Here is a 21,692-nt window from a genome sequence, read left to right on the forward strand (position 1 = left end):
TCATTCGACACGGATTGCGCGAATGCCGAGCGAGAAGGTGCCCGCCTGACGGTCGGCGATCATCAGGCCGATCTGGCGTGCGCGTGACGGGTCGAGCGGCGGTGCGCCCATCACGTTGCGCCCGCGGAAGGTGGCGCGAAACGCCGCCACCGGCAGGTGCACGGTGGCCCACTGACCCGCCGGGGGTTCAAAGCTGATCTGGTGGCTCAGGCCGTCGAAATCGTCGTCGCAGCGCAGGCTGAGCTTGTAGCGCTTGCCGTCGCCGAGCACCACGAGCGCGTAATGGGTCGCACCCGCTTCGGCGATGTTTCCGGGCTGGGCGCGCACCGAGGCGAATCCGCCGTTGCGTTCCAGCGATACGATGCCTTCGAATACCGCGTGCCCGGCCGGGTCGGGTCGCAGCCTGCTGCGCGACATGCCGCCCATCACGCCATCATCGATCGGCGACCAGTCATCGACTGCGCCAGCGTTGCCGAAATCAAATAGTTTGCGCGCCATGGGCGCATTGTAAGGTGCTTGGTGCGGCGGGCAATCGTCGCGCGCCGAAGCATCGCCCAACCCGGCTGCCCGACCGCCTCATCCGCCTGCTGTCTGTTCAGTCATCCAGCTTCACTGCCCGCACCGCCGCGACACCCAGTGCACCGCGCGCGCCCAGTATCGCCGCGAGCGTCGAGGCCGCCAGCATGGCGAGCACGATGACGGCAAGCCAGCCCCAGGGCACCACCCAGTCCATGCTCCAGTGGAAGGACTGGCGGTTCACCACTTCGATCAGCAGCGCGCTCATCGCGAACCCCGCGACCAGACCGAGCATCAGCCCGGGCAGCGCGGACAGCAGGCCTTCGGCAGCCAGTTGTGCAGCGATCTGCCGGCGCGTGCAGCCGAGGTGGCGCAACAGCCCGAATTCGCGCGCGCGCGCGCTGGCCGACGCGGCAAACGCCGCGGCGATGCCGGCCAGACCGATCAGCGCCGACGCCGCCTCCAGCGCATAGGTCGCGGCAAAGGTGCGGTCGAACACGCCGAGCGACAGGCGGCGCACCTCGTCGCTCGACGTCAGCTCCAGCGCTTCGCCCTTGCCGCTGGCTTCGCGCAACGCCCGCGCGACGCTCCCTTCATCGGACCCTGCGTCGAGCCACAGTCCGAAATCGTCGGACGCCGTGTCGCCGGTCAGCGCGCGGTAGCGCGCCAGATCGATCACCACCGCACCGTGCTGGCGCGCGTAGTCGCGCCACAGGCCGGCGACCTGCACGCGCAGCCGCTGTCCGGCGAGCGGCAGTTCGACTTCGCGGCCGGTCGTCCAGCCATACAGATCCGCCATCGCCTCGGACGCCCACACCTGAGGCAGCACGCCCGGCGGCACCGATACGCCGACGCGCGGCAGCACGCGACCGGCGTCATCCGGCAGCGGCCGGGCGATCAGCGCCACCGCCGGCAGGTCGGCGCTCAGCAGCAGGCTCTGATGCCGGATCGCTTCCAGCCGCTCGACACCGGGCACTGCGGCCAGCCGCGCTTCGATGTCGTCCGGCCACGGTCGATCTCGATCGCCGCGCAGGTACAGCTCGGCCGGCAGCACATCGGTCAGCCAGCGGTCGACCGAGCTGCGGAAGGACGACACCATCACGGCCATCGCGACGATCAGCGCCGTGGCGGCGAGCACGCCGGCCGCACTGCGCGACGCGAACCCGGGCTCGGCCATCAGCCGCGCCCTTGCCAGATCCAGCGGTACTGCCGAGAACGTCGGCACGCGCCGCGCCAGCGCCCGGGCGAGTGGCGGCACGGCGAGCACGGCGGCCACCAGCACGCAGGCGATCGCCGCGTAGCCGCCGAGCGGCAGACCGGCCAGCGGCGGCAGCGACGCGGCGGCCAGCGCCAGCAACAGGGCACTCAGCGCCGCCACGGTGCGGCGGTCGGTGCCCAGCGTGCGCAGCGCAGGACCGAAATGACCGGCCCGCAGCGCCTGTGCCGGCGCAATCAGCAGCGCATCGCGCGCCGGCCAGCCCGCGCCGGCGGCCGCGCTGGCCACGCCGAGCAGGCCGAAGCCCGCGCTGGCCGCGAGGTCGAACGACAGTGCCGGCGCCACGCCGGACACCAGGCCGGCGCCCAGATCGGCACCGATCAGCGACAGCGCGAGCGCCGCCAGTGCGTGTCCGAGCGCGATGCCCAGCAGCGCACCGCACGCGCCCAGCAGCGCCCCTTCGCCGATCAGCATCCGGAACAGCTGCGCGCGCGTCAGTCCGGCCGCCCGCAGAAAGGCGATTTCAGCCGTGCGCCGCGCAATCGCCGCGGCCTTGGTCGCCGCCACCAGAAAGCTGCCGACCGCCAGCGCGATCAGCACCAGCAGGCCCAGATTGACGCGATAGGCGCGCGACAGCCGGTCCGCCCGTTCCAGCGCCTGCGCGGGCGTCTGCCACTGCACGCCCGGCGGCAGCACGGCTGCGATGCGCGCGGTCGCCTCGGCGCGATTCACGCCTTCGCGCAGGCGCAGCGCGACGCGGCTGATCTGACCGAGTGTGGCCAGCCGCCACTGCGCCTCTCCGATGTCCATCACGGCCAGCACGGCACCACTGCCGGCCGACGGCAGCCAGCCGGCAACGGTGAAAGCCGTGTTGTCGCGACCGAGCACCAGCGTCTGCCCCGGCTGGACGCCGAGCGCCTGACCGGCGGCATGACTCAGAAAGATCGCGCCCGGCTCCATCAGCTGCCCGATGTCGCCCGCCGGCGGCAGCAAGGTCGGCTGAACCGCCGACGCGCGAAAGGCATCGAGGCCGATGACGCGCAGCTTCAGCGCGCGCGCGCCGATCGCAACGTCGAGTTCGCGCTCGACCAGCGGACTGGCGTGTGCCACGTCGGGCAGACGGGCGAGCAAGGGATAGACCGATTCGTCCATGCCGCGCGCCGCCACCACTTCCAGATCGGCCGAGCCCGATACGGCACGCAGGCCGGATTCGAACTCGTCGAGTGCTGCCCGGTGAATGGCGGATACCGCGACGCCAAGCGCCACCCCGAGCGCGATGGCCAGCAGCGCAAGCCGGCTCGCGCCGCGCCAGGCCGAGCGGCACAGCAGCTCAAGCATCGACGTGCGCGTCGGCCGGATGCAGGCGGCCGTCGCGGCCCAGCCTGAGCACGCGGTCAGCGGTTGACGCGACGGCGGCCGAATGGGTGACCAGCAGGCCGCAGGCACCGCCCGACTTCACGGCATCGCGCAGCAACGCGGCGATCCGCTCGGCGTTGTCGGCGTCCAGATTGCCGGTCGGCTCATCCGCCAGCAGCAGGCGCGGCTGGCGCACCAGCGCGCGCGCGATCGCCCCACGCTGCAGCTCGCCGCCGGACAACTGCGTCGGGCTGTCGTCGGCGCGTGTCGCAAGCCCGACCGTGGCCAGCTGCGCGAGCGCGCGCGCGCGGCGCTCGCGCAGCGGCACACCGGCCAACGCCAGCGGCAGCCCCACGTTGTCGCGCAGGCTCAGCCAGGGCAGCACATGGAAGGCCTGGAACACAAAGCCGACCCGGGTGCGCCGCCATACGGTGGCGGCGTCATCGTCCAGCGCCGACACCTCGACGCCGTCGAAACGCACAGAACCTGCATCGGGGCGATCGAGTGCCGCCACGACGTTGAGCAGCGTGGATTTGCCGGAGCCGGATTCACCGATCACCGCCACGTATTCACCGGCGGCGATGTCGAGGTCGAGCGCGTGCAGCAGCACGCGCGGCGGTGAACCGGGCAGGGTCTTGTCGAGGGCAGTCAGGGAAAGCACGGCGGATGGACTGCGCGCCGCGCCGTACGTTCAGGCGCGCGTGGCGAGGAACTGACGGAATTCGGCGGCATCCATCGGCCGCGCGTACAGGAAACCTTGCGCAATCTGAACGCCCTGCTCGCGCAGATAGGTCGCCTGCTGTTCTGTCTCGACACCCTCCGCCACCATCTGCAGCTTACGCGAGCGGGCAATTTCGGCGATGTGCGGCACCAGCGGTGCGTGCGGCGAATCGGCACCGATGGTGCCGACGAAGGCGCGGTCGATTTTCAGCGCATCGACCGGCAAATCATGCAGGTAGGACAGACTGGAGTAACCGGTCCCGAAGTCGTCGAGCAGCACCTTGTGGCCGGCTTCGCGCAACTGTGCCAGCACGAGACCGGCCGATCCGGCCTGGATCAGGTTGCGTTCGGTCAGTTCGAGTTCGATCTGGCTGCGCCGGATGCCGTTGCCGTCGAGCACGTCGGACAGCAGCTCGCTCAGGCCGCCGCTCTCCAGATCGTGCGACGCCACGTTCAGCGACACCGTGAGTTCGGGCCGGCGCTGCAGCAGGTCGCCGATCTCGGCAATCGCGGTACGCAGCACACGCGAGGTGATTTCATGTTCGAAACCGGAGTGTTCGGCCAGATGCACCAGATCGTCGGTGCTCATGACCGGTTCGTTCTGGTCAGGCCAGCGCACCAGCAGTTCCGCGCCGACGCAGCGGCCGTCGGACAGGCGTATCTGCGGATGGTAGGCCACCCGCAACTCGCCTCGCCGGATGGCCGCCAGCAGCGCCGTGGCCGGTGAGAAGAACTGGCGCGTGAAACGGCGCACCGCCCACACCATCAGCGTACTGACGAGGACACCGAACAGTGTGGTCATCACCAGCGGTTCGGTCCAAGCCGCGAGCAGCTGGGCGCGCGACTGGGCCGCCACTGCCACGATGGGCAGCTGACCGGACTGCGCGACGGCATACAGGCGGTCGCCCTGGACATGCTCCCGGCCGGTCATGGCGGTATCGATCATGCTCGACACCAGCGGCTCATCGACCACGGCGAGCGGAAGCCAGTCGGTGATACTCAGTACGACCAGACGGGTGTCGGCGATGCTGCGTACCTGAAAATGACTGGCGTGGATCAGCGCCAGATGCGAACCGCGACCGATGGCGACAGACGGTCGTGCATCGTCGAGCGGGTGCGTCAGCCGGAACCAAATCTGGCGTCCCTTGCCATCGGTCCAGTCGGCAGCGGGCAGCGAACGGATACCGTATTCTTCGTCAGGACCCATGCTACTGCACAGTATGCGGCCATCGCGGGCGTAAGCGATCTCGCGCACGAACGGCGTGCAGTAGGCGATCTGACGCATGCGTTCAATGTGGGCCGGCGAGCACGGCGTATCCGGAACCGTGTCGAGGCCATGCAGCTCGGACTGCGCCTCGTCGAACACTTGCTCCGCGCGCAGCAGCGCCTGCTGCGCCAGCGCGTCGAGGTGCAGCGTTTCGACCCTGAGCGTATAGCTCCAGGAAAAATAGAGCGCTGCAGCGAGCGGCAGCAGCCCGGCAAACAGGGCAGCGACCGTCAGCAGCGTGATGAATGCGCGGCGTCGCATCAGGGCGTTCTTCGATCAACAGTCGCTCGGGCGACTTTATTGTGTGTGTGCACGATGCCGAAGTGTAAGCGCATCGTGTCGTTTCACTTACGTGGGCTGCGTGAAATTCACGATGCGTCGTGACGGGCGAACACACGCCCGGTGCGGCAGCATCGCCGCCGCGTGTTACATCAACCGCAACATCAACTCGACACGCGCCTGCACCGACGTGAGCGCACCGGCGCCCGGCAATGCAGCGCCGGGGGTGTCGATGACACTGCCGCGCGCGGTCCGGCTGGTACGCAGCACGGCGACGCCGCCCGCCTGCGCTCGCAGCAGCGCCGCCTCGAGCGGCACGCCGAGGGTGCCGTTGCCGGTACCCGCCGCGACGATGCCGCGCACACCCAGCGTGCACAGCGCATCGACCAGCGCACCGTCGGCGCCGGCATGGTTCAGCACGATGTCAACGCGCGGCCAGTCGTCACGCAGCACATGCGCCAGACCCAGTGCGTCGCCGCGTGGCCAGTCGCGCAGGCGGCGCAGCACGCCCTCTTCGAGGTAGGCGAGCGGACCGGCATCACCGGAATCGAAGGCGTCGACACGATACGGATGCGCCTTGCGCACCTCGCAGCCGGCATGAACGGTGCCCGCCATGCAGACCAGTACGCCGCTCGCTTCGGGCGACGCGGCCAGGCGCACGGCGTCGAGCAGGTTCTGCGGTCCGTCGGCGGCCAGCGCGCCCGCCGGGCGCATCGCGCCAGTCAGCACGACGGGTCTGGCCGGCGCCAGCACGCGATGCAGGAAGTAGGCGGTTTCTTCCAGTGTATCGGTGCCGTGGGTGATGACGATGCCTGCGACATCCTTGCGTGCAAGGTGATGCGCAACCCGCTGCGCCAGTGAACGCCAGATGGCGAAAGTCATGTCCTTGCTGTCTGTCTGGGCGACCTGCTCGGCATCGATCGCAAACGCCGCCAGCGGCGGCACGGCAGCGATCAGATCCGCAACGGCGATCGTGCCGGCGACATAGCCGGTGTTGTCGGCGGCGCTGCGCGCCTGGCCGGCGATGGTGCCACCGGTGCCGAGGATGACGATGCGTTTCATCGGGTCGCTGCCTGTCGGATGCTGTCGGCGCATTCTGGTGGAGCGGCGCGCCACGGCGCAAGGGCGATGCACACGCCGGGCCGGCACGGGCCCTTATAATCGTGCATGACCGAATCCACTGCTTCCGAATCCTCCGCCCCCGACCTCGCACCACCGGCGGTGACCGAGACCGCTTTCGACACCTTGCCACTGGCGCCCGAAACGCTTGCCAACCTGAATACGCTTGGCTACCTCGCGATGACGCCGGTACAGGCGGCGACGCTGCCGCTGGCGCTTTCAGGCCGCGACCTGATCGCGCAGGCGAAGACCGGCAGCGGCAAGACGGCGGCGTTTGCATTGCCCTTGCTGGCCAAACTCAATCCGCGCTGGTTTTCCCCACAGGCGCTGGTGCTGTGCCCGACGCGCGAACTGGCCGATCAGGTGGCGAAGGAAATCCGCCGGCTGGCGCGCGCCACCGACAACATCAAGGTGGTGACGCTGTGCGGCGGTGCGAAGATGGGGCCTCAGATCGGCAGCCTGGAGCACGGTGCGCATGTGGCCGTCGGTACGCCGGGCCGCATCATGGATCACCTGGAACGCGGCACGCTGGATATGCGCGGCCTGAACATGCTGGTGCTCGACGAAGCCGACCGCATGCTCGACATGGGCTTCTTCGACGACATCGTGTGGATCGCGCAACAGTGTCCGGCCGCGCGCCAGACCCTGCTGTTTTCGGCCACTTTCCCGCCCGGCATCGAAAAGCTGGCGTCGCAGTTCCTGCGCGAGCCGGAACGGGTGCAGGTCGCGACGCAGCACGCGGCCGGCAAGATCCGCCAGCGCTTCTACGAAATCGACAACACCGAGCGGCTCGACGCCGTGGCGCAACTGCTGCGCCACTTCCGGCCGGTCAGCACGCTGGCGTTCTGCAACACCAAGGCACGCTGCCGCGAACTGGCGGACCGTCTGAGCGCGCAGGGTTTCGAAGCGCTGGCACTGTATGGCGACATGGAACAGCGCGAACGCGACCAGGTGCTGGTGCGTTTCGCACACCGCAGCGCGTCGGTGCTGGTGGCGACCGACGTGGCCGCGCGCGGTCTGGACATCGACAAGCTCGAAGCCGTGATCAATGTCGACGTGACGCCCGACCCGGAGGTGCACGTACACCGCATCGGACGCACCGGTCGCGGTGACGCCGAGGGCTGGGCACTCAGCCTGGTCAGCCGCAACGAGATGGGCCGGGCGCTTCGCATCGAGAAGGCGCAGGGCGTGGCGCTCGAATGGCAGCCGCTGGCGGAACTGGAGCCGGCCGGTCATGCACCGCTGGTGCCGCCGATGGCCACCTTGCAGATACTGGGCGGGCGCAAGGAAAAGATCCGGCCAGGCGACGTGCTGGGCGCGCTGACCGGCGAAGCCGGCTTCACCCGTGAACAGGTGGGCCGGATCGACGTGACCGACTACCTGACCTATGTCGCGGTGGAACGGAACATTGCCGACGAGGTGGTGCGCCGGCTCGACGGCGGGCGGGTGAAGGGGCGTGACGTGAAGGTGAAGCGGCTCGGCACCGACTGATCAGGGCGACGGTGGCCGGCCGCGCACGCCGGACGACGCCTCCAGCCGGTCCAGTGCGTCGACGGCGAGGCGGCGGCCGTACTCGATCAGCGGCGACGCCAGATGGAATTCATGAAACCGGCAGGTATTCTTCGGCACATTGATGACCACATCGGGCCAGAACACCGCGAGATTGCGGCGCGTCAGTGCGGCCTGCATGGTTTCCAGCGAACGCATCAGCACATCCGACATGGCCAGTCCTGATTCGGCGACCTTCACCGCGCCATTTCCGTTGCCGCCGGGCAGGTAGCTGCGCAAACGCGCCAGCAGGCCAGGATCGGTTTCGGTGTCGATGCGCAGGGGCGGTGGCATGACGGCTTCGCCGTTGAGATCGACGATGACCGTCAGATCGGTCAGTGTGCGCAGGGTCGGCGCCACCGGAACCGGATTCAGCAGTCCGCCATCGACCAGCAGACGACCGCGGTAGGCGTGCGGCGTAAAAACCGATGGCACGGCCATCGAAGCACGGATGGCTTCAAACAGCGAGCCGTCCGACAGCCACACTTCCCGTCCGCGTTCGATGTCGACGGCGACAGCCGTATAGTCGAGCGGCAGATCTTCGATATTGCATTCGCCGACCAGCTCGCGCAGACGCTGGATCAACACATCGCCGCGGATCAGGCCGCCACCGGAGAGCGTGAGGTCGAGCAGGCGGAGCATGTCCGATTGACCGAGCGCGATCACCCAGTTTTCGTAGGCGTCAAGTCCACCCAGCGCGTGAATGCCACCCACCAGCGCGCCCATCGACGAGCCCGAAATCGCCCGGATGTCGTAGCCGCGCGATTCCAGTTCGCGGATGACGCCGATGTGTGCGAGCCCGCGCGCGCCGCCGGAGCCGAGCACAAGCGATACGGTAGGTCGATTGCCCATCGGATTCAGGCGGGCCCGCCGCACAGGTCGAGCCGGGTCAGGTGCAGCCGCAAGTCGAATTCATACTGGTGGTACTGCGGTTCCATATGAGTACACAGCTGGTAGAACGCCTTGTCATGCTCGCGCGATTTCAGGTGGGCCAGTTCGTGCACGACGATCATCTTCAGGAACTCCGGCGGCGTATCACGGAACAATGTGGCGACCCGTATTTCGTGCTTCGCCTTCAGCTTGCCACCCTGCACACGCGACACCGTGGTGTGCGTGCCGAGCGCCCGGGCGACCAGGCCAAGGCTGCTGTCGTACATGACCTTGTTGATCGGCGCGCCATTGCGAAGATGGCGCTGTTTCAGCGCCATCACGTAATCGTACAGTGCGCCATCGCTGCGCACCGCATGCGAGTCGGGATAACGCGCCCGCAGTGTTTCGGCAAGGCGGCCCTGCGCGATCAACGTGCGCACCTGATCCTGGATGTGCGCCGGGTAGCCGGCCAGGTACTTCAGCGTGTCCATTCCGTCCGGGCGGAGGGGGGCGGATTCGGTCCGCACCCGACCGCTGCACTCAGTCGCGGAAGGCCTCGACCGGAATCTCGATGTAAACGATGTCGCTGATGCCCGGCAGGTACTTGGTCATGCCGAAGTCGGAGCGCTTGATCGTGGTGGAAATGTCGGCGCCGCACAGTGCCTTCTTGTTGATCGGATGCGTGCCGCAGGCAAAGCCCTTCACGTCCAGCGTGACCGGCCTGGTCACCCCGAGCAGCGTCAGGTCGCCTTCGGCACCGACCAGCTTGTCGCCGTCGAACATGAGCTTCGTGGATTTGAAGGTCATGGCGGGAAACTGCTCGGAATTGAAGAAGTCTTCGCCGCGCATGTGCTTGTCCCATGCTTCGAGCCCCATGTCGATCGAGGCGGTGTCGATCTTGACCTCGATGCTGCCGCTGTTCTGCGACGGCACCAGCATGATCTTGCCGCTGGCGCTGTTGAAGCGGCCGCGCTGGGTCGAAAAGCCGAGGTGGTTGATTTCGAAGGTCGGGAAGGTGTGACGGGAATCGATGGTGTAGCTGTCGGCGGCGATCGCACCGCTGGTCAGCGAGGCGCCCATCAACAGGCCAAACAGAGCGGAAGTGAATTTCATGTGGGTTCCAGAATTTTGTTGAGTTGGAAGCAGCCGCTTACTTGCCTGCGACGGCCAGCTTGAAACGGATCTGCACTTCGTCGGCGACGACCGATGTATCGCCCCAGGCGCCGGTGCCAATGCCGAACTCGAGGCGCTTGAGCGGGAAACTGCCTTCCAGCAGCGCGCCGGTGCCGTCAGGCTTCAGCGTGAAGGGTGCCGCGACCTCGCGTGTCTTGCCCTTGATGCTCATCTGCCCGCGCACCTCGTAACGGTTGTTGCCGAGCGGCTTCACCGAACTCGACACGAAGCGGGCCGTCGGGTGCTGCTTGACGTCGAACCAGTTCTTGCCCTTGACCTCGTCGTTCGCTTCCGGACCGCCGGCATCGATCGACGCCAGTTCGATGTCGAGCGTGGCGCTGCCTGCTTCCGGCTTCGCAAGATCGAAGTCGAGCGTGGCCGAAAAGCGGGTGAACCGGCCGTCGACCGATACGCCCATCTGCTGCGACACGAAAGCGAGCGAACTCTTTTCCGGCACAACACGCGAGTAACTGCCCGCCGCCTGCACGGCGGACGACATCAGCGCAAGGCCGGCGCCGAGCGTCAGCACGCGGCGCGCAAGCGGCGAAATTCCCTGCTTCATCGACGGCTCCAGACTATGAAAGACAACGGTGTGATGTCACCGGGGCCAAAAAATTCCGCTGCGAGCCCGGCCGCCACGGAGCCGGGCGATCAGCCGGCACGTGCGGCGAGCTGCTTTTCCAGCTCGGATACCCGCGCTTCGAGTCCTTCTAGCTGCGCCCGGGTGCGGGCCAGCACATCTTTCTGCACGTCGAATTCCTCGCGCGTGACCAGATCGAGGCGCGAAAACATGGCGCTTGCCATCGCCTTGGCGTTTTTTTCCAGATCCCTGGCCGGGCTGGCGGCGAGCAGTTCGGAAAAGCGCGACGACAGTTCTTCGAGCATCTTTGGATTCAGCATAAGTTTCTCTCCAGGCTATGGCCGGTACAACGCAGCACATCCGGTCTCCGCCGACCGCGAAGCCTCGCATTGTGCCGTCGCGCAGCGGAACGTGCGATCCCGGCGTGACGGAATTCACGCCAAATGACTGCAGAGGCGGTGTGCGAGGCACCGATTGTGCGCAAAGCAGAGCAGCACGCCCGCGAATGCACTGTCTTGGTGCAAAGCCATATTGCAGTGCGTGCATTTGGGGCGGGGGATTCCTTCGGACCGACCCGGATATTCGCCGTACTGCATCAAGTCATTGAAAAAAAAGGAGTAACAACGTCTGGCACGGTCCATGCAAGACAAGCCGGGCAGTTTCCCTAAATCAAGGAGTGAACCCAATGCAAAAGACTTTGATCGCCGCTGCCCTCGCCAGCGCACTGGCCGTGCCGGCCTTCACCGCTCAAGCCGAAGAACCGGCCAGCCCGCATACCTTCACCGGCAACGTTGGTCTGTTCAGTCAGTATGTGTTCCGCGGCATCAGCCAGACCAACGAAGACCCGGCACTGCAGGGCGGTTTCGACTACTCGCACGCCAGCGGCTTCTACCTTGGCACCTGGGCATCGAATATCTCGTGGCTCAAGGACGCTCCGGCAGGCGTTGATTCGGCCTACTCGAGCTCCAGCGTGGAAATCGACGTCTATGGCGGCTATCGCGGCGCCTTCGGCGAATCGGGCGTCGGCTACGACGTCGGCCTGCTGCAGTACATCTACCCGGGCGACCGCAACCCCGGCATCACCAAGGCCGACACGCTGGAAGCCTACGCCGCGGTCAGCTGGAGCTTCCTGAGCGCCAAGTACTCGTACAGCCTGGGCGATACCTTCGGCGTGAACAACTCGTCGGGCACCTGGTACCTCGACCTGTCCGCCAACTATCCGATCACCGAAGAACTGACGTTGAATCTGCACTACGGCATCCAGGACTTCAGCGGTTCCAACGCTGGCGTGAAGAACGACGACATCGCTTCGTACGAAGACTGGAAGATCGGCCTCTCGTACGCCCTTCCGCAAGGTTTCACGGTAGGTGCCTTCTACACCGACACCAGCATGAACAGCGTGGAACAGGCGTTCTACACGAACCTCAAGGGCAAGTATCTGGGTGACGACCAGTATGTGGTGTTCCTGACCAAGACGTTCTGATCCAAACAACGCTTCACGGTATCTGCCAGGGGATTGTCATGAAACTAGTCACAGCCATCATCAAGCCTTTCAAGCTTGACGAAGTACGCGAGGCCCTCTCGGCCATCGGCGTGCAGGGCATCACCGTTACCGAGGTGAAAGGATTCGGCCGCCAGAAAGGTCACACCGAGTTGTACCGGGGTGCCGAGTACGTCGTCGATTTCCTGCCCAAGGTGAAGATCGAGGCTGCAGTCAGCGACGAGCTGGTCGACAGCGTGGTCGAAGCCATAGAAAAGTCTGCCAGCACCGGCAAGATCGGTGACGGCAAGATTTTCGTTTTCGATCTGGAACAGGTCGTCCGCATCCGCACCGGTGAAACCGGCGTCGATGCGCTTTAAGGGAGAACACAAGATGAAACGTTTCCTGGGCATCCTGTGCGCAACCTTGGCTATCGGCCTGGCTGCGCCTGTCATGGCAGAAGATCCCCCGGCAGCTCCGGCTGCCGTAACCGAAGAAGCAGCCGCTGCACCGGCGGATGCGGCAGTTGAAGCACCTATGGCGGCGGAAGCTGCACCGGCCGAGGCAGCCGCAGAAGCTGCACCGGCGGAAGAAGTGAAGGCGGCGGTGCACAAGGGCGACATCGCCTGGATGCTGGTGGCCACCATCATCGTGCTGTTCATGGCGCTGCCCGGCCTGGCACTGTTCTACGGCGGCATGGTTCGCGCCAAGAACATGCTGTCGGTGCTGATGCAGGTCATGGTGGTGTTTTCACTGATCGGCATCCTGTGGATCGTCTATGGCTACAGCCTCGCCTTCACCGAAGCGACGCCGTTCATCGGTTCGCTGGACAAGCTGTTCCTCAGCGGCGTGACGGTTGATTCACTGTCCGACACGTTCAGTGCCGACGTGAAGATTCCGGAATACCTGTTCGTCGTGTTCCAGCTGACGTTCGCCGGCATCACCGCCGCGCTGATCGTCGGGTCGTTCGCCGAGCGGGTGAAGTTCTCCGCGGTGCTGCTGTTCAGCGTGCTGTGGTTCACCTTCTCCTACATCCCCATTGCACACATGGTGTGGGGCGCCGGCGGCTACCTGCTGGGTCATGGCGCGCTGGACTTCGCGGGCGGCACGGTGGTGCACATCAACGCCGGTGTGGCCGGCCTGGTGGGCGCCTACATGGTCGGCAAGCGCATCGGCTACGGCAAGGAATCGATGGCACCGCATTCGCTGGTGCTGACGATGGTCGGTGCATCGATGCTGTGGGTGGGCTGGTTCGGTTTCAACGCCGGCTCCAACCTCGAAGCGAACGCCGGTACGGTACTCGCCGCTCTCAACACCATGGTTGCCGCTGCTGCAGGCATCGTGGCATGGGTGGCTGCGGAAGCCGTGTTCAAGGGCAAGCCGTCGATGCTCGGTGCGGCTTCAGGTTCGATCGCCGGTCTGGTGGCGATCACACCGGCCTGCGGTACGGTAGGGCCGATCGGCGCGGTGGTCATCGGCCTGCTGGCAGGCGTGATCTGCCTGTGGGGCGTCAATGGCCTCAAGCACATGCTCGGTGCAGATGATTCGCTCGACGTGTTCGGCGTGCATGGTGTCGGTGGCATCGTCGGTGCAATCCTGACCGGCGTGTTCACGGCCCCGTCGCTTGGCGGCACCGGTGCCGATGACTTCTCGATCGGTTCGCAGGTCACCATTCAGGTGATGAGCGTCGTGATCACGATCATCTGGTCGGCCGTCGTGTCCTTCATCGCCTTCAAGCTGGTGGATATCTTCATCGGCCTGCGGGTGCCGGAAGATGAAGAGCGCGAAGGTCTGGACGTGACGGCGCACGGCGAAACCGCCTACCGCATCTGAACTGCACGCTCTCTCCTCTGCAAAGTTCGGGCACCTTCGGGTGCCCGTTTTTTTTTTGCGTTGCGACCTGTATCACGGACCGTCAGAGCGGCGCAGCGGGCAGTGTTCGAAATCGCACGGAATACCGGGGAATCTCGGCGATATTCTGGACTTCGCCCATGGGCAAACCGCGTGAAACTCAGCACCTGATGCGTTTGAGGAGAATTGCCATGCCTACTCCAGTCAATCGATTCCTTCGCGCCGGACGCCGGTCTGCAACCCGTCAGGCCATGCCGCTGTGCGCGGTGGCGGCCGTGGCCTCCGTGGCGGCCGGTCTGCCGACCGGCATATCGCTGGCGCTGGGCGGGCTGGCTGTTGTCAGCTATGTGCTGCGACCGGCCCCGACCGTGCAGATCTGAGCGCTCTGCCACCTGCCACGCGGCGCCCGTCTGCCCGGCCCGCAATCGAAGACACACTCTGTCCATCGATGCCCGTCCTGATGCGTTGTGTCCCCTTCGCATATCGAACGTCCGCACGCCGGGTTAGCATCTCGGCGGATGGACAGCACGGCGCCACCTGGCGTCGAAGTTCAAGGATGAGGACGCTCGTGAACACTTTTGCCGCACACCTGCTGGCGGGACTGATTGCCCTGACGGCAAGCGGTCTGGCTGCCGCCGGCTCCGCCGCCGCCAACGACACCCCTGCAGCAGAGGCTGACGCCTTCCCGGCCGAGGAGCGCGACCGGCTTCGCCAGCGCGCCAGCGATCTGAAGAATCAGGCGCGCGAGTTGCGGCGCAAGGCGGATGCCGATCGGGCGGCCGCGGACGCGCTCTGCTGGCAGCGCACGTTGGTGTCGTCCTGCATCGAAGAAGCCGACGAAACCTTGCGTGTGCGCGTGACCGAAGTGCGCAAGCTCGAGCTCGAGGCACGCGACATCGAACGTGACGTGCGCACGCGGTCCGCGCAGGCGCGACGCGCGGAAAAGCAGCGGGCAGCCGATGAACGCCGGCTCAAGTCGATCGAAATGAGCGTGAAGACGCGTGAAACCGAACAGGCGCAGTCACGGCAGCGCGAGCAGGAAGCGAAGGAGCGCGCGCAGAAGGACGCCGACGCGGAAGCACGCGCACGGCTGAAAGCACAGGACGCCGCTCGCAAGGATGCCGAACAGGCCGCCGGACGACAACGCGAGGATGCACGTGCCGCGGAACGTGCGGCAGACCAGCGGCGCCATGCCGACAAGATCGACGAACGGGTGCGCCGGAAGGAAGCGCAGCGCCTGCAGCGCGAAGCCGAAGCAGCCGCCAAGGCCGCGGCTCAGCCTCAGCCCGCACATTAGCGATCAGCGCGGCGGCGGGGTATGACCGGTGGCGGCGTGATGCGTGCCGGCGGCGGCATGGTGATGCAGCGCTGCGTGGTCCGGCTCATGCGGCAGACGATGGCCCACCCACTGCGGCAGCAGCGAGCCGACGATCATTCCGGTTGCACTGACCGCCAGACCGATCAGTTGGGCCGGTACCGCACTGGCCTCGCCCACCAGTATCTCGACCAGCAACCATGAGCCCAGGCCGCCGATGATCGCGGCCAGCGCGCCCTGGGTGGTGGCGCGCTTCCAGAACGCACCGAAGAACAGGGGCACGAAGGCGCCGGCCAGCGTCACCTTGTAGGCGTTCTCGACCATTTCGAATATGCCCGCCTCGGAATTCAGCGCCACCACCAGCACGATGCTGGCAAAGCCGACGATCGCACCGCGCATGACAAACAGCAACTGGCGATCGCCCATGCGCGGGTAGAAACCCTTTACGATGTTTTCGGCGAAGGTGACTGACGGTGCCAGCAGCGTGGCTGACGAACAGCTCATGATGGCCGACAGCACCGCACCGAAAAACAGGATCTGCGCGATCAGCGGCGTGTGCTGCATGACCAGCGTCGGCAGCACGCGCTGCGAATCCTCCTCGATCAACGCGTTGAAGGTGCCGGGGTCGATCAGCGTCGCCGAATAGGCGATGAACATCGGCACGAAGCAAAAGCAGAAGTAGATCGATGCACCGAGCACCGAACCGCCGATCGCGACCTTTGCGCTCTTCGCCGACGTGATGCGCTGGAACACGTCCTGCTGCGGCACGGAGCCGAGCATCATGGTCAGCCAGGCGCCGAGGAAGGTGATCCACAGCCATGGATCGGCCGGCGGAAAGAAATCGAGCTTGCCGGCCGCCGACGCGTGGTCGATAACCGGCGCCACACCCCCGGTCAGGCCACTGATGACGTAGGCGATGTAGAGAAGGCCGCCCATCGACACCGCCATCTGCACGAAATCGAGGATGGCCACCGAGAACATGCCGCCGAAGGTGGTGTAGGTCAGCACGATGAGGGCACCGAGCACCATGCCGGTCTCCTGACTGACCGCACCATCGGTCACCATGAAGAAGATGAGGCCCATGGCCTTGATCTGCGCCGCCACCCAGCCCAGATAGGACATGACGATGCACAGCGACGTGATGACTTCGACGGTACGGTTGTAGCGCAGGCGATAGTAGTCGCCGACGGTCATGATGTTCAGCTTGTACAGCTTGGTCGAATAGAAGATGCCGGCGATGATCAGGCACATCGATGCGCCGAACGGATCGGCGACCACGCCGCCGAGGCCTTCGGTGACGAACTGCGCCGACACCCCGAACACCGCCTCGGCACCGAACCAGGTGGCGAATACCGTGGCCGTCACCACCGGCAGCGGCAGGCTGCGGCCGGCCACGGCGAAATCCCTGGCGTTATGGACCCGTGTCGCGGCGTACAGGCCGATGCCGACCGACACCATCAGATAGAGCACTACGAACCAGATCAGCATGCACGCCCCGGAGCAACATTTCGCGGCGCGGCACAACACCGCGCGGACTCAATGATAGCGGCGCACAAGCCTTGCGGGCACTGGATTTGCGGCGTTTTCGCTCAGGCGTCGAGGCGCCGCGGCGGCAGCATGGGCAGACCGGCGAGAGCAGTCATTTCGAGCACGACAAGACCATCGACGCGCAGGCCCGACAGATGCATGCGCAGATGAGTCACCAGCGCGCAGCGCACCGATTCATCCATGCCGAAAAGCCGATCAGGCATCGACAGCGTGACGCGCGGCTGCGACGCCTCGATGTGCCAACCGAGCGCTCCGGCCAGCACGCCGGAGCAGGCGTCGATGACGATGTTGCCGACCTCTGCGAGTGCGTCCTGTTCAAGTTCGCCCGGTTCGGCAATGTCACCCGGCAGACCGAGCATGCGCCGCACCAGCGCCAGACCGCCGATCTGCGGCAGCACCAGCATGGCTTCGGCGCCGCAACCGTCGGTGGTGCGCATGCGCTGGGCCACGCCGCACAGGCAGCTGTCGAGGCTGGCCAGGCAAAGATCGAGGCGGGCGCGGTCGGCGATTTCGACATGCGAAACCGACATGCCCACCTGCTCGGACACGATCTGCGTGAAGGTGGATGCGGCACCATGCACCGATCGGCTCATCGAGCCGGCCAGTTCGCCGAATGCCTTCATGTGTGGAGGAATCATGTTCCCGCCCCTGCGCTGCCCCGTGCAAGCCACGCCGCAGCTACCGTGGTCGTTTTCATCGTTGGCATCTCCCGGTATGAACAGGGGCTAACGACTTTCGTGGCGACATCTTTAGGGAAGACATCCCGAGCGAAGCTCAGGCGAAGGCGTGCCACACCTCGAAGCCGATCAGCAGTGCGACCAGCAGGCACAGGAACTGTATCCAGCGCAGCTGCCGGCGGCTGCGCTGCTCGAGATCGACCGCCTCCTGCCGCACGTCCTGCGCGGCAGACTGGCTCAGTATCTTGTGCGCCAGCCGCGGCAGCTCCGGCATCATCATCGCCCACGCCGGCGCCTCGTCGAGCAGCTTGCGGCGCAGCGCGCGCCAGCCGACCTGTTCGCTCATCCAGCGTTCCAGAAAGGGCTTGGCGGTTTTCCACAGGTCCAGCTCCGGGTCGAGCTGGCGCCCCAGACCTTCGATGTTGAGCAGGGTTTTCTGCAGCAGCACAAGCTGCGGCTGGATTTCGACATTGAACCGGCGCGACACCTGGAACAGCCGCAGCAGCGTGCGGCCGAACTCGATTTCCTTCAGCGGCTTGTCGAAGATCGGCTCGCAAACGGCACGGATCGACGCCTCGAACTCATCCACCCGGGTGCCGCGCGGCACCCAGCCGGCATCGACGTGCGCCTGCGCCACCCGCTTGTAGTCGCGCTGGAAGAACGCGAGGAAGTTCTGCGCCAGGTAGTTCTTGTCCACATCGGTGAGCGTACCCATGATGCCGAAGTCGAGTGCGATGTACTGGCCGTCGGGCGCGACGAAAATGTTGCCCGGATGCATGTCGGCGTGGAAGAAACCGTCGCGGAACACCTGGGTGAAGAAGATTTCGACGCCGGCGCGCGACAGCGCCGCCATGTCGACACCCTGGGCACGCAGCGCGTCGGTGTGCGAAATCGGCAGACCATACATGCGCTCCATCACCATGGCGGTGGGGCCGCAGAAGTCCCAGTAGACCTCGGGGACGGCGAGCAGCGGCGAATCGCGGAAGTTGCGGCGCAGCTGCGAACAGTTCGACGCCTCGCGCATCAGGTCGAGTTCGTCGCCCAGATGCTTGGAAAACTCGGCCACCACCTCGCGCGCCTTCAGCCGGCGTCCTTCCGACCACACGCGCTCCAGCAGGGCGGCGGCGGTTTCCATCAGCAGGATGTCGTTGGCGATGATGTGTTCGATGCCGGGGCGCAGCACCTTGACCGCGACATCTTCGCCATTCGGCAGCACCGCGAAATGCACCTGCGCCACCGATGCCGACGCCACCGGCCGGGTTTCGAAACTGCGGAACACCTGGTCCAGCGGCTTGCCGTAGAAGGCCTCGAGCCGAGCGATCGCCTGTTCGGACGGGAATGGCGGCACGCGGTCCTGCAGCTTGGCCAGTTCGTCGGCGATGTCCGGTGGCAGCAGGTCGCGCCGCGTCGACAGCATCTGGCCGAACTTGACGAAAATCGGACCGAGCGCCTCCAGCGCTTCGCGCAGCCTGACAGCGCGCGGATCGGTGAAGCGCCGACCCAGGCGGGTGACGCGCAGCAGGCCGGCAAAGCGCAGCTTGCTGCCGGCATCGAGCAGCATCTGGTCGAGCCCGAACCGCAGGCTCACCGTGAGGATCTTGAGCAGTCGCAGCCAGCGCATGCGGCTCAGCCCTCGGCCGCGCGTTGCGGGGCAGGAACAGACGATCTGGGGGGTTGAAACCTCATGTTGCGGGGACTCGACAGCGGCGTGCGGAGCGCGCACTGTACAAGAAGCACCGCCACGCCGGAAGCGGCTTTCCGGGCTGAATGCGGGCTCGCGCTATACTTCGCGGTCTTCAAATGCACTTGCGCATCGCGCTTCCGTTTCACTCATGACCCCCGAACTGCGCCGAGAACTGACCCGTCTGCTGCATGCCGCACTGGCCAGTGTGGCGCCCGACATCGCGCCACCCGACATCCTTCTTGATCGCCCGAAGCAGGCTTCGCACGGCGACCTCGCCTGCAACGTCGCGCTGCAGCTGGCCAAGGCGCTGAAACTGAACCCGCGCGTCATCGCCGAACGCATCGTGCGCGAACTGCCGCCATCGCGCATCGTCGAGCGCGCCGAAGTGGCAGGCGCCGGTTTCATCAATTTCTTCTTCAGCGCCTCGGTCAAGCAGGCCATCGTTGGCCGCATCCTGAACGAAGGCGAACGCTACGGCCGCTCGGACACCGGAACCGGCAAAAAGGTGCAGGTCGAATTCGTGTCGGCCAACCCGACCGGGCCGCTGCACGTCGGCCACGGTCGCGGTGCTGCCTACGGATCTGCGCTGTGCAACCTGCTCGACGCCGCCGGCTACGCGGTGACGCGCGAGTTCTACGTCAATGACGCCGGTCGCCAGCTGGACATCCTCGCTGTGTCGGTATGGCTGCGCTACATGGAAACGCAGGGGGCGGCGGTGAAATTCCCGGCCGACGGCTACCGCGGCGACTATGTGCGCGACATCGGCGCGGAACTGTTCATCCAGCAGGGCACCCTACTGAACAGGCACACGGCCGAGCTGCCCGATGCCTCGGTCGCCGGCGATACCGCAGACGCCATGCTTGACGCATTGATCGCCCACGCCAAGACCACACTGGGCGAAGACTGGTGGACGGTGCACCGCTACGCGCTCGATGCCATGCTGGCCGACCAGCGCAATGATCTGGGCGAATTCCGAGTGCATTACGACGTGTGGTATTCGGAACAGTCGCTGCACAGCAATGGCGCGGTGGATCGCGCAGTGAAGCGCCTGCAGGACGGCGGCCACCTTTATGAACAGGATGGTGCGCTGTGGTTTCGATCGACCCGCTTCGGTGACGAGAAGGACCGTGTCGTGCGTCGCGAAAATGGCGCCTACACCTATTTCGCGTCCGACATCGCCTATCACGCGGAGAAGTTCGCGCGCGGCTTCGACCTCGTCATCGATGTCTGGGGTGCCGACCATCACGGCTATATCCCGCGCGTGAAGGGCGCGCTGACTGCGCTGGGCGAAAACCCGGACAAGCTCGAAATCGCGCTGGTGCAGTTCGCCGTGTTGTACCGCGGCGGTGAAAAGGCGGCCATGGGCAAGCGTTCTGGCGACTTCGTCACGCTGCGCGACCTGCGAGCCGAAGTCGGCAACGACGCGGCGCGCTTCTTCTACGTGCTGCGCAAGAGCGACCAGCACCTCGACTTCGACCTCGATCTTGCCAAATCCGAGTCGAACGACAATCCGGTCTACTACATACAGTACGCTCACGCACGCATCTGCTCGGTGCTGCGCGAGGCAGTGGCCAATCACGCGCTCGACCTGTCGCTGCTGCCCGGCATCCCGTTCGATGTGTTGACCGGCGAGCGCGAACTGCTGCTGGCCCAGCGTCTGGCCGAATTCCCGGACGTGATCACCCAGGCGGTGGCCGACCGCGCACCGCACTCTGTCGCCTTCTACCTGCGCGATGTGGCGTCCGATTTCCACGCCTTCTACAACGCCTCGCGCATGCTGGTCGACGATCTGGCGGTGCGCGAAGCCCGTCTGGCGCTGGCCGCCGCCACGCGGCAGGTCATCGCCAACGGGCTGTCGCTGCTTGGCGTATCCGCACCGGAATCGATGTAATGGCCAAAGCTGCACAAAAGAGGGCACCCGCGCGCAAGCATCGCGGCGGCACCGTAGTCGGCATCTTCATCGGCCTGGTCCTGGGCGTGGTGCTGTGCGCCGGAGTGATGTGGTACATCAACGGCTCGGCGCTGCCACTTCAGTTGCGTGAAGCGGCGCCCGCGGCGTCTGCACCGGGGAGCGAACCGGTCGCACTGCCCGGCAAACCGGGTGACAAGCCCCCCGTCAAGCCGCGCTTCGACTTCTATGAAATCCTGCCCGGCGGTCAGAGCGCACAGCCTGCTCCGGCCCGGACGCCGCCTGCGGCAGCACCGACGCCGCCCGCAGACAGCCCGGTGCCCGCGGTCGCGCCGGCACCGGCCGCCGCCCCGGAATCGCTGGTTCTGCAGGCCGGTGCCTTTTCGTCGGAAGAAGAAGCCGACAACCTGCGCGCCCGTCTTGCGTTGATGGGTCTGGAGTCGAACGTTCAGACCCATGCCGTTGCCGGCAAGGGCACGCTGTACCGCGTACGGCTCGGCCCGTTCGCCAGCCCGGACGACATGAGCCGGGTCCGAGCCGAACTGGCCCAGAACGGGATCGACACTTCGCTTGTCCGATGACCG

Annotated in this window: 21 protein-coding genes; 8 read left to right on the forward strand and 13 right to left on the reverse strand. The window is 66.0% G+C overall.

What is annotated here, in order from left to right:
- The 5 genes from NMQ16_RS03000 to NMQ16_RS03020 all read right to left on the reverse strand — a co-directional run bounded on the left by NMQ16_RS03000 (position 1) and on the right by NMQ16_RS03020 (position 6,416).
- A complete protein-coding gene (locus tag NMQ16_RS03000) occupies positions 1-498 on the reverse strand; it encodes a CIA30 family protein (RefSeq protein WP_257078997.1) in 498 nt (165 codons plus the stop codon).
- 97 nt (positions 499-595) lie between these two features.
- The gene (locus tag NMQ16_RS03005) at positions 596-3,070 is read right to left on the reverse strand and encodes an ABC transporter permease (RefSeq protein ID WP_257078998.1); all 2,475 of its coding nucleotides are present in this window, start codon (positions 3,068-3,070) and stop codon (positions 596-598) included.
- Positions 3,063-3,749, reverse strand: coding sequence for an ABC transporter ATP-binding protein (locus tag NMQ16_RS03010; RefSeq protein WP_257078999.1), 687 nt, complete (start codon positions 3,747-3,749; stop codon positions 3,063-3,065). The genes NMQ16_RS03005 and NMQ16_RS03010 overlap by 8 nt, the downstream gene beginning before the upstream one ends.
- Positions 3,750-3,779: 30 nt before the next feature.
- Positions 3,780-5,336, reverse strand: coding sequence for an EAL domain-containing protein (locus NMQ16_RS03015; protein ID WP_257079000.1), 1,557 nt, complete (start codon positions 5,334-5,336; stop codon positions 3,780-3,782).
- 165 nt (positions 5,337-5,501) lie between these two features.
- Positions 5,502-6,416 carry an asparaginase gene (locus NMQ16_RS03020; RefSeq protein ID WP_257079001.1) on the reverse strand — a complete coding sequence of 305 codons (915 nt, stop codon included), beginning with the start codon at positions 6,414-6,416 and terminating at the stop codon, positions 5,502-5,504.
- A gap of 105 nt (positions 6,417-6,521) precedes the next feature.
- On the opposite strand from NMQ16_RS03020, the gene dbpA reads away from it, so the two are divergent.
- Positions 6,522-7,964 (forward strand): ATP-dependent RNA helicase DbpA, encoded by a 1,443-nt coding sequence (gene dbpA, locus NMQ16_RS03025; RefSeq protein ID WP_257079002.1) that lies wholly within the window; start codon positions 6,522-6,524, stop codon positions 7,962-7,964.
- On the opposite strand, the gene NMQ16_RS03030 is transcribed toward dbpA, so the two are convergent.
- The 5 genes from NMQ16_RS03030 to NMQ16_RS03050 all read right to left on the reverse strand — a co-directional run bounded on the left by NMQ16_RS03030 (position 7,965) and on the right by NMQ16_RS03050 (position 10,964).
- Positions 7,965-8,873 carry a patatin-like phospholipase family protein gene (locus NMQ16_RS03030; RefSeq protein WP_257079003.1) on the reverse strand — a complete coding sequence of 303 codons (909 nt, stop codon included), beginning with the start codon at positions 8,871-8,873 and terminating at the stop codon, positions 7,965-7,967. It abuts the gene before it with no gap.
- A gap of 5 nt (positions 8,874-8,878) precedes the next feature.
- A complete protein-coding gene (locus NMQ16_RS03035; RefSeq protein ID WP_257079004.1) occupies positions 8,879-9,382 on the reverse strand; it encodes a M48 family metallopeptidase in 504 nt (167 codons plus the stop codon).
- A gap of 49 nt (positions 9,383-9,431) precedes the next feature.
- A complete protein-coding gene (locus tag NMQ16_RS03040) occupies positions 9,432-10,004 on the reverse strand; it encodes a YceI family protein (protein ID WP_257079005.1) in 573 nt (190 codons plus the stop codon).
- Between the two features lie 37 nt (positions 10,005-10,041).
- On the reverse strand, positions 10,042-10,626 hold the full coding sequence (locus tag NMQ16_RS03045) for a YceI family protein (protein WP_257079006.1): 585 nt from the start codon (positions 10,624-10,626) through the stop codon (positions 10,042-10,044).
- 89 nt (positions 10,627-10,715) lie between these two features.
- The gene (locus NMQ16_RS03050; RefSeq protein ID WP_257079007.1) at positions 10,716-10,964 is read right to left on the reverse strand and encodes an accessory factor UbiK family protein; all 249 of its coding nucleotides are present in this window, start codon (positions 10,962-10,964) and stop codon (positions 10,716-10,718) included.
- A gap of 365 nt (positions 10,965-11,329) precedes the next feature.
- Here NMQ16_RS03050 and NMQ16_RS03055 point away from each other — a divergent pair, with 365 nt between their 5' ends.
- The 5 genes from NMQ16_RS03055 to NMQ16_RS03075 all read left to right on the forward strand — a co-directional run bounded on the left by NMQ16_RS03055 (position 11,330) and on the right by NMQ16_RS03075 (position 15,272).
- Positions 11,330-12,127, forward strand: a complete 798-nt coding sequence (locus NMQ16_RS03055; RefSeq protein ID WP_257079008.1) for a TorF family putative porin — start codon at positions 11,330-11,332, stop codon at positions 12,125-12,127.
- A 38-nt stretch (positions 12,128-12,165) separates the two neighbouring features.
- Positions 12,166-12,504 carry a P-II family nitrogen regulator gene (glnK, locus tag NMQ16_RS03060; protein ID WP_069038722.1) on the forward strand — a complete coding sequence of 113 codons (339 nt, stop codon included), beginning with the start codon at positions 12,166-12,168 and terminating at the stop codon, positions 12,502-12,504.
- Positions 12,505-12,517: 13 nt separating this feature from the next.
- The gene (locus NMQ16_RS03065) at positions 12,518-13,957 is read left to right on the forward strand and encodes an ammonium transporter (RefSeq protein WP_257079009.1); all 1,440 of its coding nucleotides are present in this window, start codon (positions 12,518-12,520) and stop codon (positions 13,955-13,957) included.
- A gap of 209 nt (positions 13,958-14,166) precedes the next feature.
- On the forward strand, positions 14,167-14,355 hold the full coding sequence (locus NMQ16_RS03070) for a hypothetical protein (RefSeq protein WP_257079010.1): 189 nt from the start codon (positions 14,167-14,169) through the stop codon (positions 14,353-14,355).
- A gap of 188 nt (positions 14,356-14,543) precedes the next feature.
- Positions 14,544-15,272 carry a hypothetical protein gene (locus NMQ16_RS03075; protein ID WP_257079011.1) on the forward strand — a complete coding sequence of 243 codons (729 nt, stop codon included), beginning with the start codon at positions 14,544-14,546 and terminating at the stop codon, positions 15,270-15,272.
- 3 nt (positions 15,273-15,275) lie between these two features.
- Here NMQ16_RS03075 and NMQ16_RS03080 read toward each other — a convergent pair whose 3' ends face one another.
- From NMQ16_RS03080 to ubiB, 3 genes are all read right to left on the reverse strand, one after another.
- Entirely contained in the window at positions 15,276-16,778 is a 1,503-nt protein-coding gene (locus tag NMQ16_RS03080; RefSeq protein WP_257079012.1) for a sodium:solute symporter family protein, read from the reverse strand.
- Positions 16,779-16,879: 101 nt separating this feature from the next.
- Positions 16,880-17,476: a chemotaxis protein CheC gene (locus NMQ16_RS03085; RefSeq protein WP_257079013.1), complete on the reverse strand. Its 597-nt coding sequence runs from the start codon at positions 17,474-17,476 to the stop codon at positions 16,880-16,882.
- Between the two features lie 136 nt (positions 17,477-17,612).
- Positions 17,613-19,136: a ubiquinone biosynthesis regulatory protein kinase UbiB gene (gene ubiB / locus NMQ16_RS03090; RefSeq protein ID WP_257079014.1), complete on the reverse strand. Its 1,524-nt coding sequence runs from the start codon at positions 19,134-19,136 to the stop codon at positions 17,613-17,615.
- Positions 19,137-19,347: 211 nt separating this feature from the next.
- On the opposite strand from ubiB, the gene argS reads away from it, so the two are divergent.
- Both argS and NMQ16_RS03100 read left to right on the forward strand, forming a co-directional pair.
- Positions 19,348-21,090, forward strand: coding sequence for an arginine--tRNA ligase (gene argS, locus NMQ16_RS03095; protein ID WP_257079015.1), 1,743 nt, complete (start codon positions 19,348-19,350; stop codon positions 21,088-21,090).
- Positions 21,090-21,689, forward strand: a complete 600-nt coding sequence (locus tag NMQ16_RS03100; protein WP_257079016.1) for an SPOR domain-containing protein — start codon at positions 21,090-21,092, stop codon at positions 21,687-21,689. The genes argS and NMQ16_RS03100 overlap by 1 nt, the downstream gene beginning before the upstream one ends.
- Positions 21,690-21,692: the final 3 nt, after the last annotated feature.

It is taken from the genome of Methyloversatilis sp. XJ19-49, from assembly GCF_024580145.1.
Taxonomy (GTDB): Bacteria; Pseudomonadota; Gammaproteobacteria; order Burkholderiales; family Rhodocyclaceae; genus Methyloversatilis.

Excerpts from the sequence above, each read along its gene's own strand:
- NMQ16_RS03000 (WP_257078997.1), bottom strand. The coding sequence starts at position 498 with ATGGCGCGCAAACTATTTGATTTCGGCAACGCTGGCGCAGTCGATGAC.
- NMQ16_RS03005 (WP_257078998.1), bottom strand. The coding sequence starts at position 3,070 with ATGCTTGAGCTGCTGTGCCGCTCGGCCTGGCGCGGCGCGAGCCGGCTT.
- NMQ16_RS03015 (WP_257079000.1), bottom strand. The coding sequence starts at position 5,336 with ATGCGACGCCGCGCATTCATCACGCTGCTGACGGTCGCTGCCCTGTTT.
- NMQ16_RS03020 (WP_257079001.1), bottom strand. The coding sequence starts at position 6,416 with ATGAAACGCATCGTCATCCTCGGCACCGGTGGCACCATCGCCGGCCAG.
- dbpA (WP_257079002.1), top strand. The coding sequence starts at position 6,522 with ATGACCGAATCCACTGCTTCCGAATCCTCCGCCCCCGACCTCGCACCA.
- NMQ16_RS03030 (WP_257079003.1), bottom strand. The coding sequence starts at position 8,873 with ATGGGCAATCGACCTACCGTATCGCTTGTGCTCGGCTCCGGCGGCGCG.
- NMQ16_RS03035 (WP_257079004.1), bottom strand. The coding sequence starts at position 9,382 with ATGGACACGCTGAAGTACCTGGCCGGCTACCCGGCGCACATCCAGGAT.
- NMQ16_RS03040 (WP_257079005.1), bottom strand. The coding sequence starts at position 10,004 with ATGAAATTCACTTCCGCTCTGTTTGGCCTGTTGATGGGCGCCTCGCTG.
- NMQ16_RS03045 (WP_257079006.1), bottom strand. The coding sequence starts at position 10,626 with ATGAAGCAGGGAATTTCGCCGCTTGCGCGCCGCGTGCTGACGCTCGGC.
- NMQ16_RS03050 (WP_257079007.1), bottom strand. The coding sequence starts at position 10,964 with ATGCTGAATCCAAAGATGCTCGAAGAACTGTCGTCGCGCTTTTCCGAA.
- NMQ16_RS03055 (WP_257079008.1), top strand. The coding sequence starts at position 11,330 with ATGCAAAAGACTTTGATCGCCGCTGCCCTCGCCAGCGCACTGGCCGTG.
- glnK (WP_069038722.1), top strand. The coding sequence starts at position 12,166 with ATGAAACTAGTCACAGCCATCATCAAGCCTTTCAAGCTTGACGAAGTA.
- NMQ16_RS03065 (WP_257079009.1), top strand. The coding sequence starts at position 12,518 with ATGAAACGTTTCCTGGGCATCCTGTGCGCAACCTTGGCTATCGGCCTG.
- NMQ16_RS03070 (WP_257079010.1), top strand. The coding sequence starts at position 14,167 with ATGCCTACTCCAGTCAATCGATTCCTTCGCGCCGGACGCCGGTCTGCA.
- NMQ16_RS03080 (WP_257079012.1), bottom strand. The coding sequence starts at position 16,778 with ATGCTGATCTGGTTCGTAGTGCTCTATCTGATGGTGTCGGTCGGCATC.
- NMQ16_RS03085 (WP_257079013.1), bottom strand. The coding sequence starts at position 17,476 with ATGATTCCTCCACACATGAAGGCATTCGGCGAACTGGCCGGCTCGATG.
- ubiB (WP_257079014.1), bottom strand. The coding sequence starts at position 19,136 with ATGCGCTGGCTGCGACTGCTCAAGATCCTCACGGTGAGCCTGCGGTTC.
- argS (WP_257079015.1), top strand. The coding sequence starts at position 19,348 with ATGACCCCCGAACTGCGCCGAGAACTGACCCGTCTGCTGCATGCCGCA.
- NMQ16_RS03100 (WP_257079016.1), top strand. The coding sequence starts at position 21,090 with ATGGCCAAAGCTGCACAAAAGAGGGCACCCGCGCGCAAGCATCGCGGC.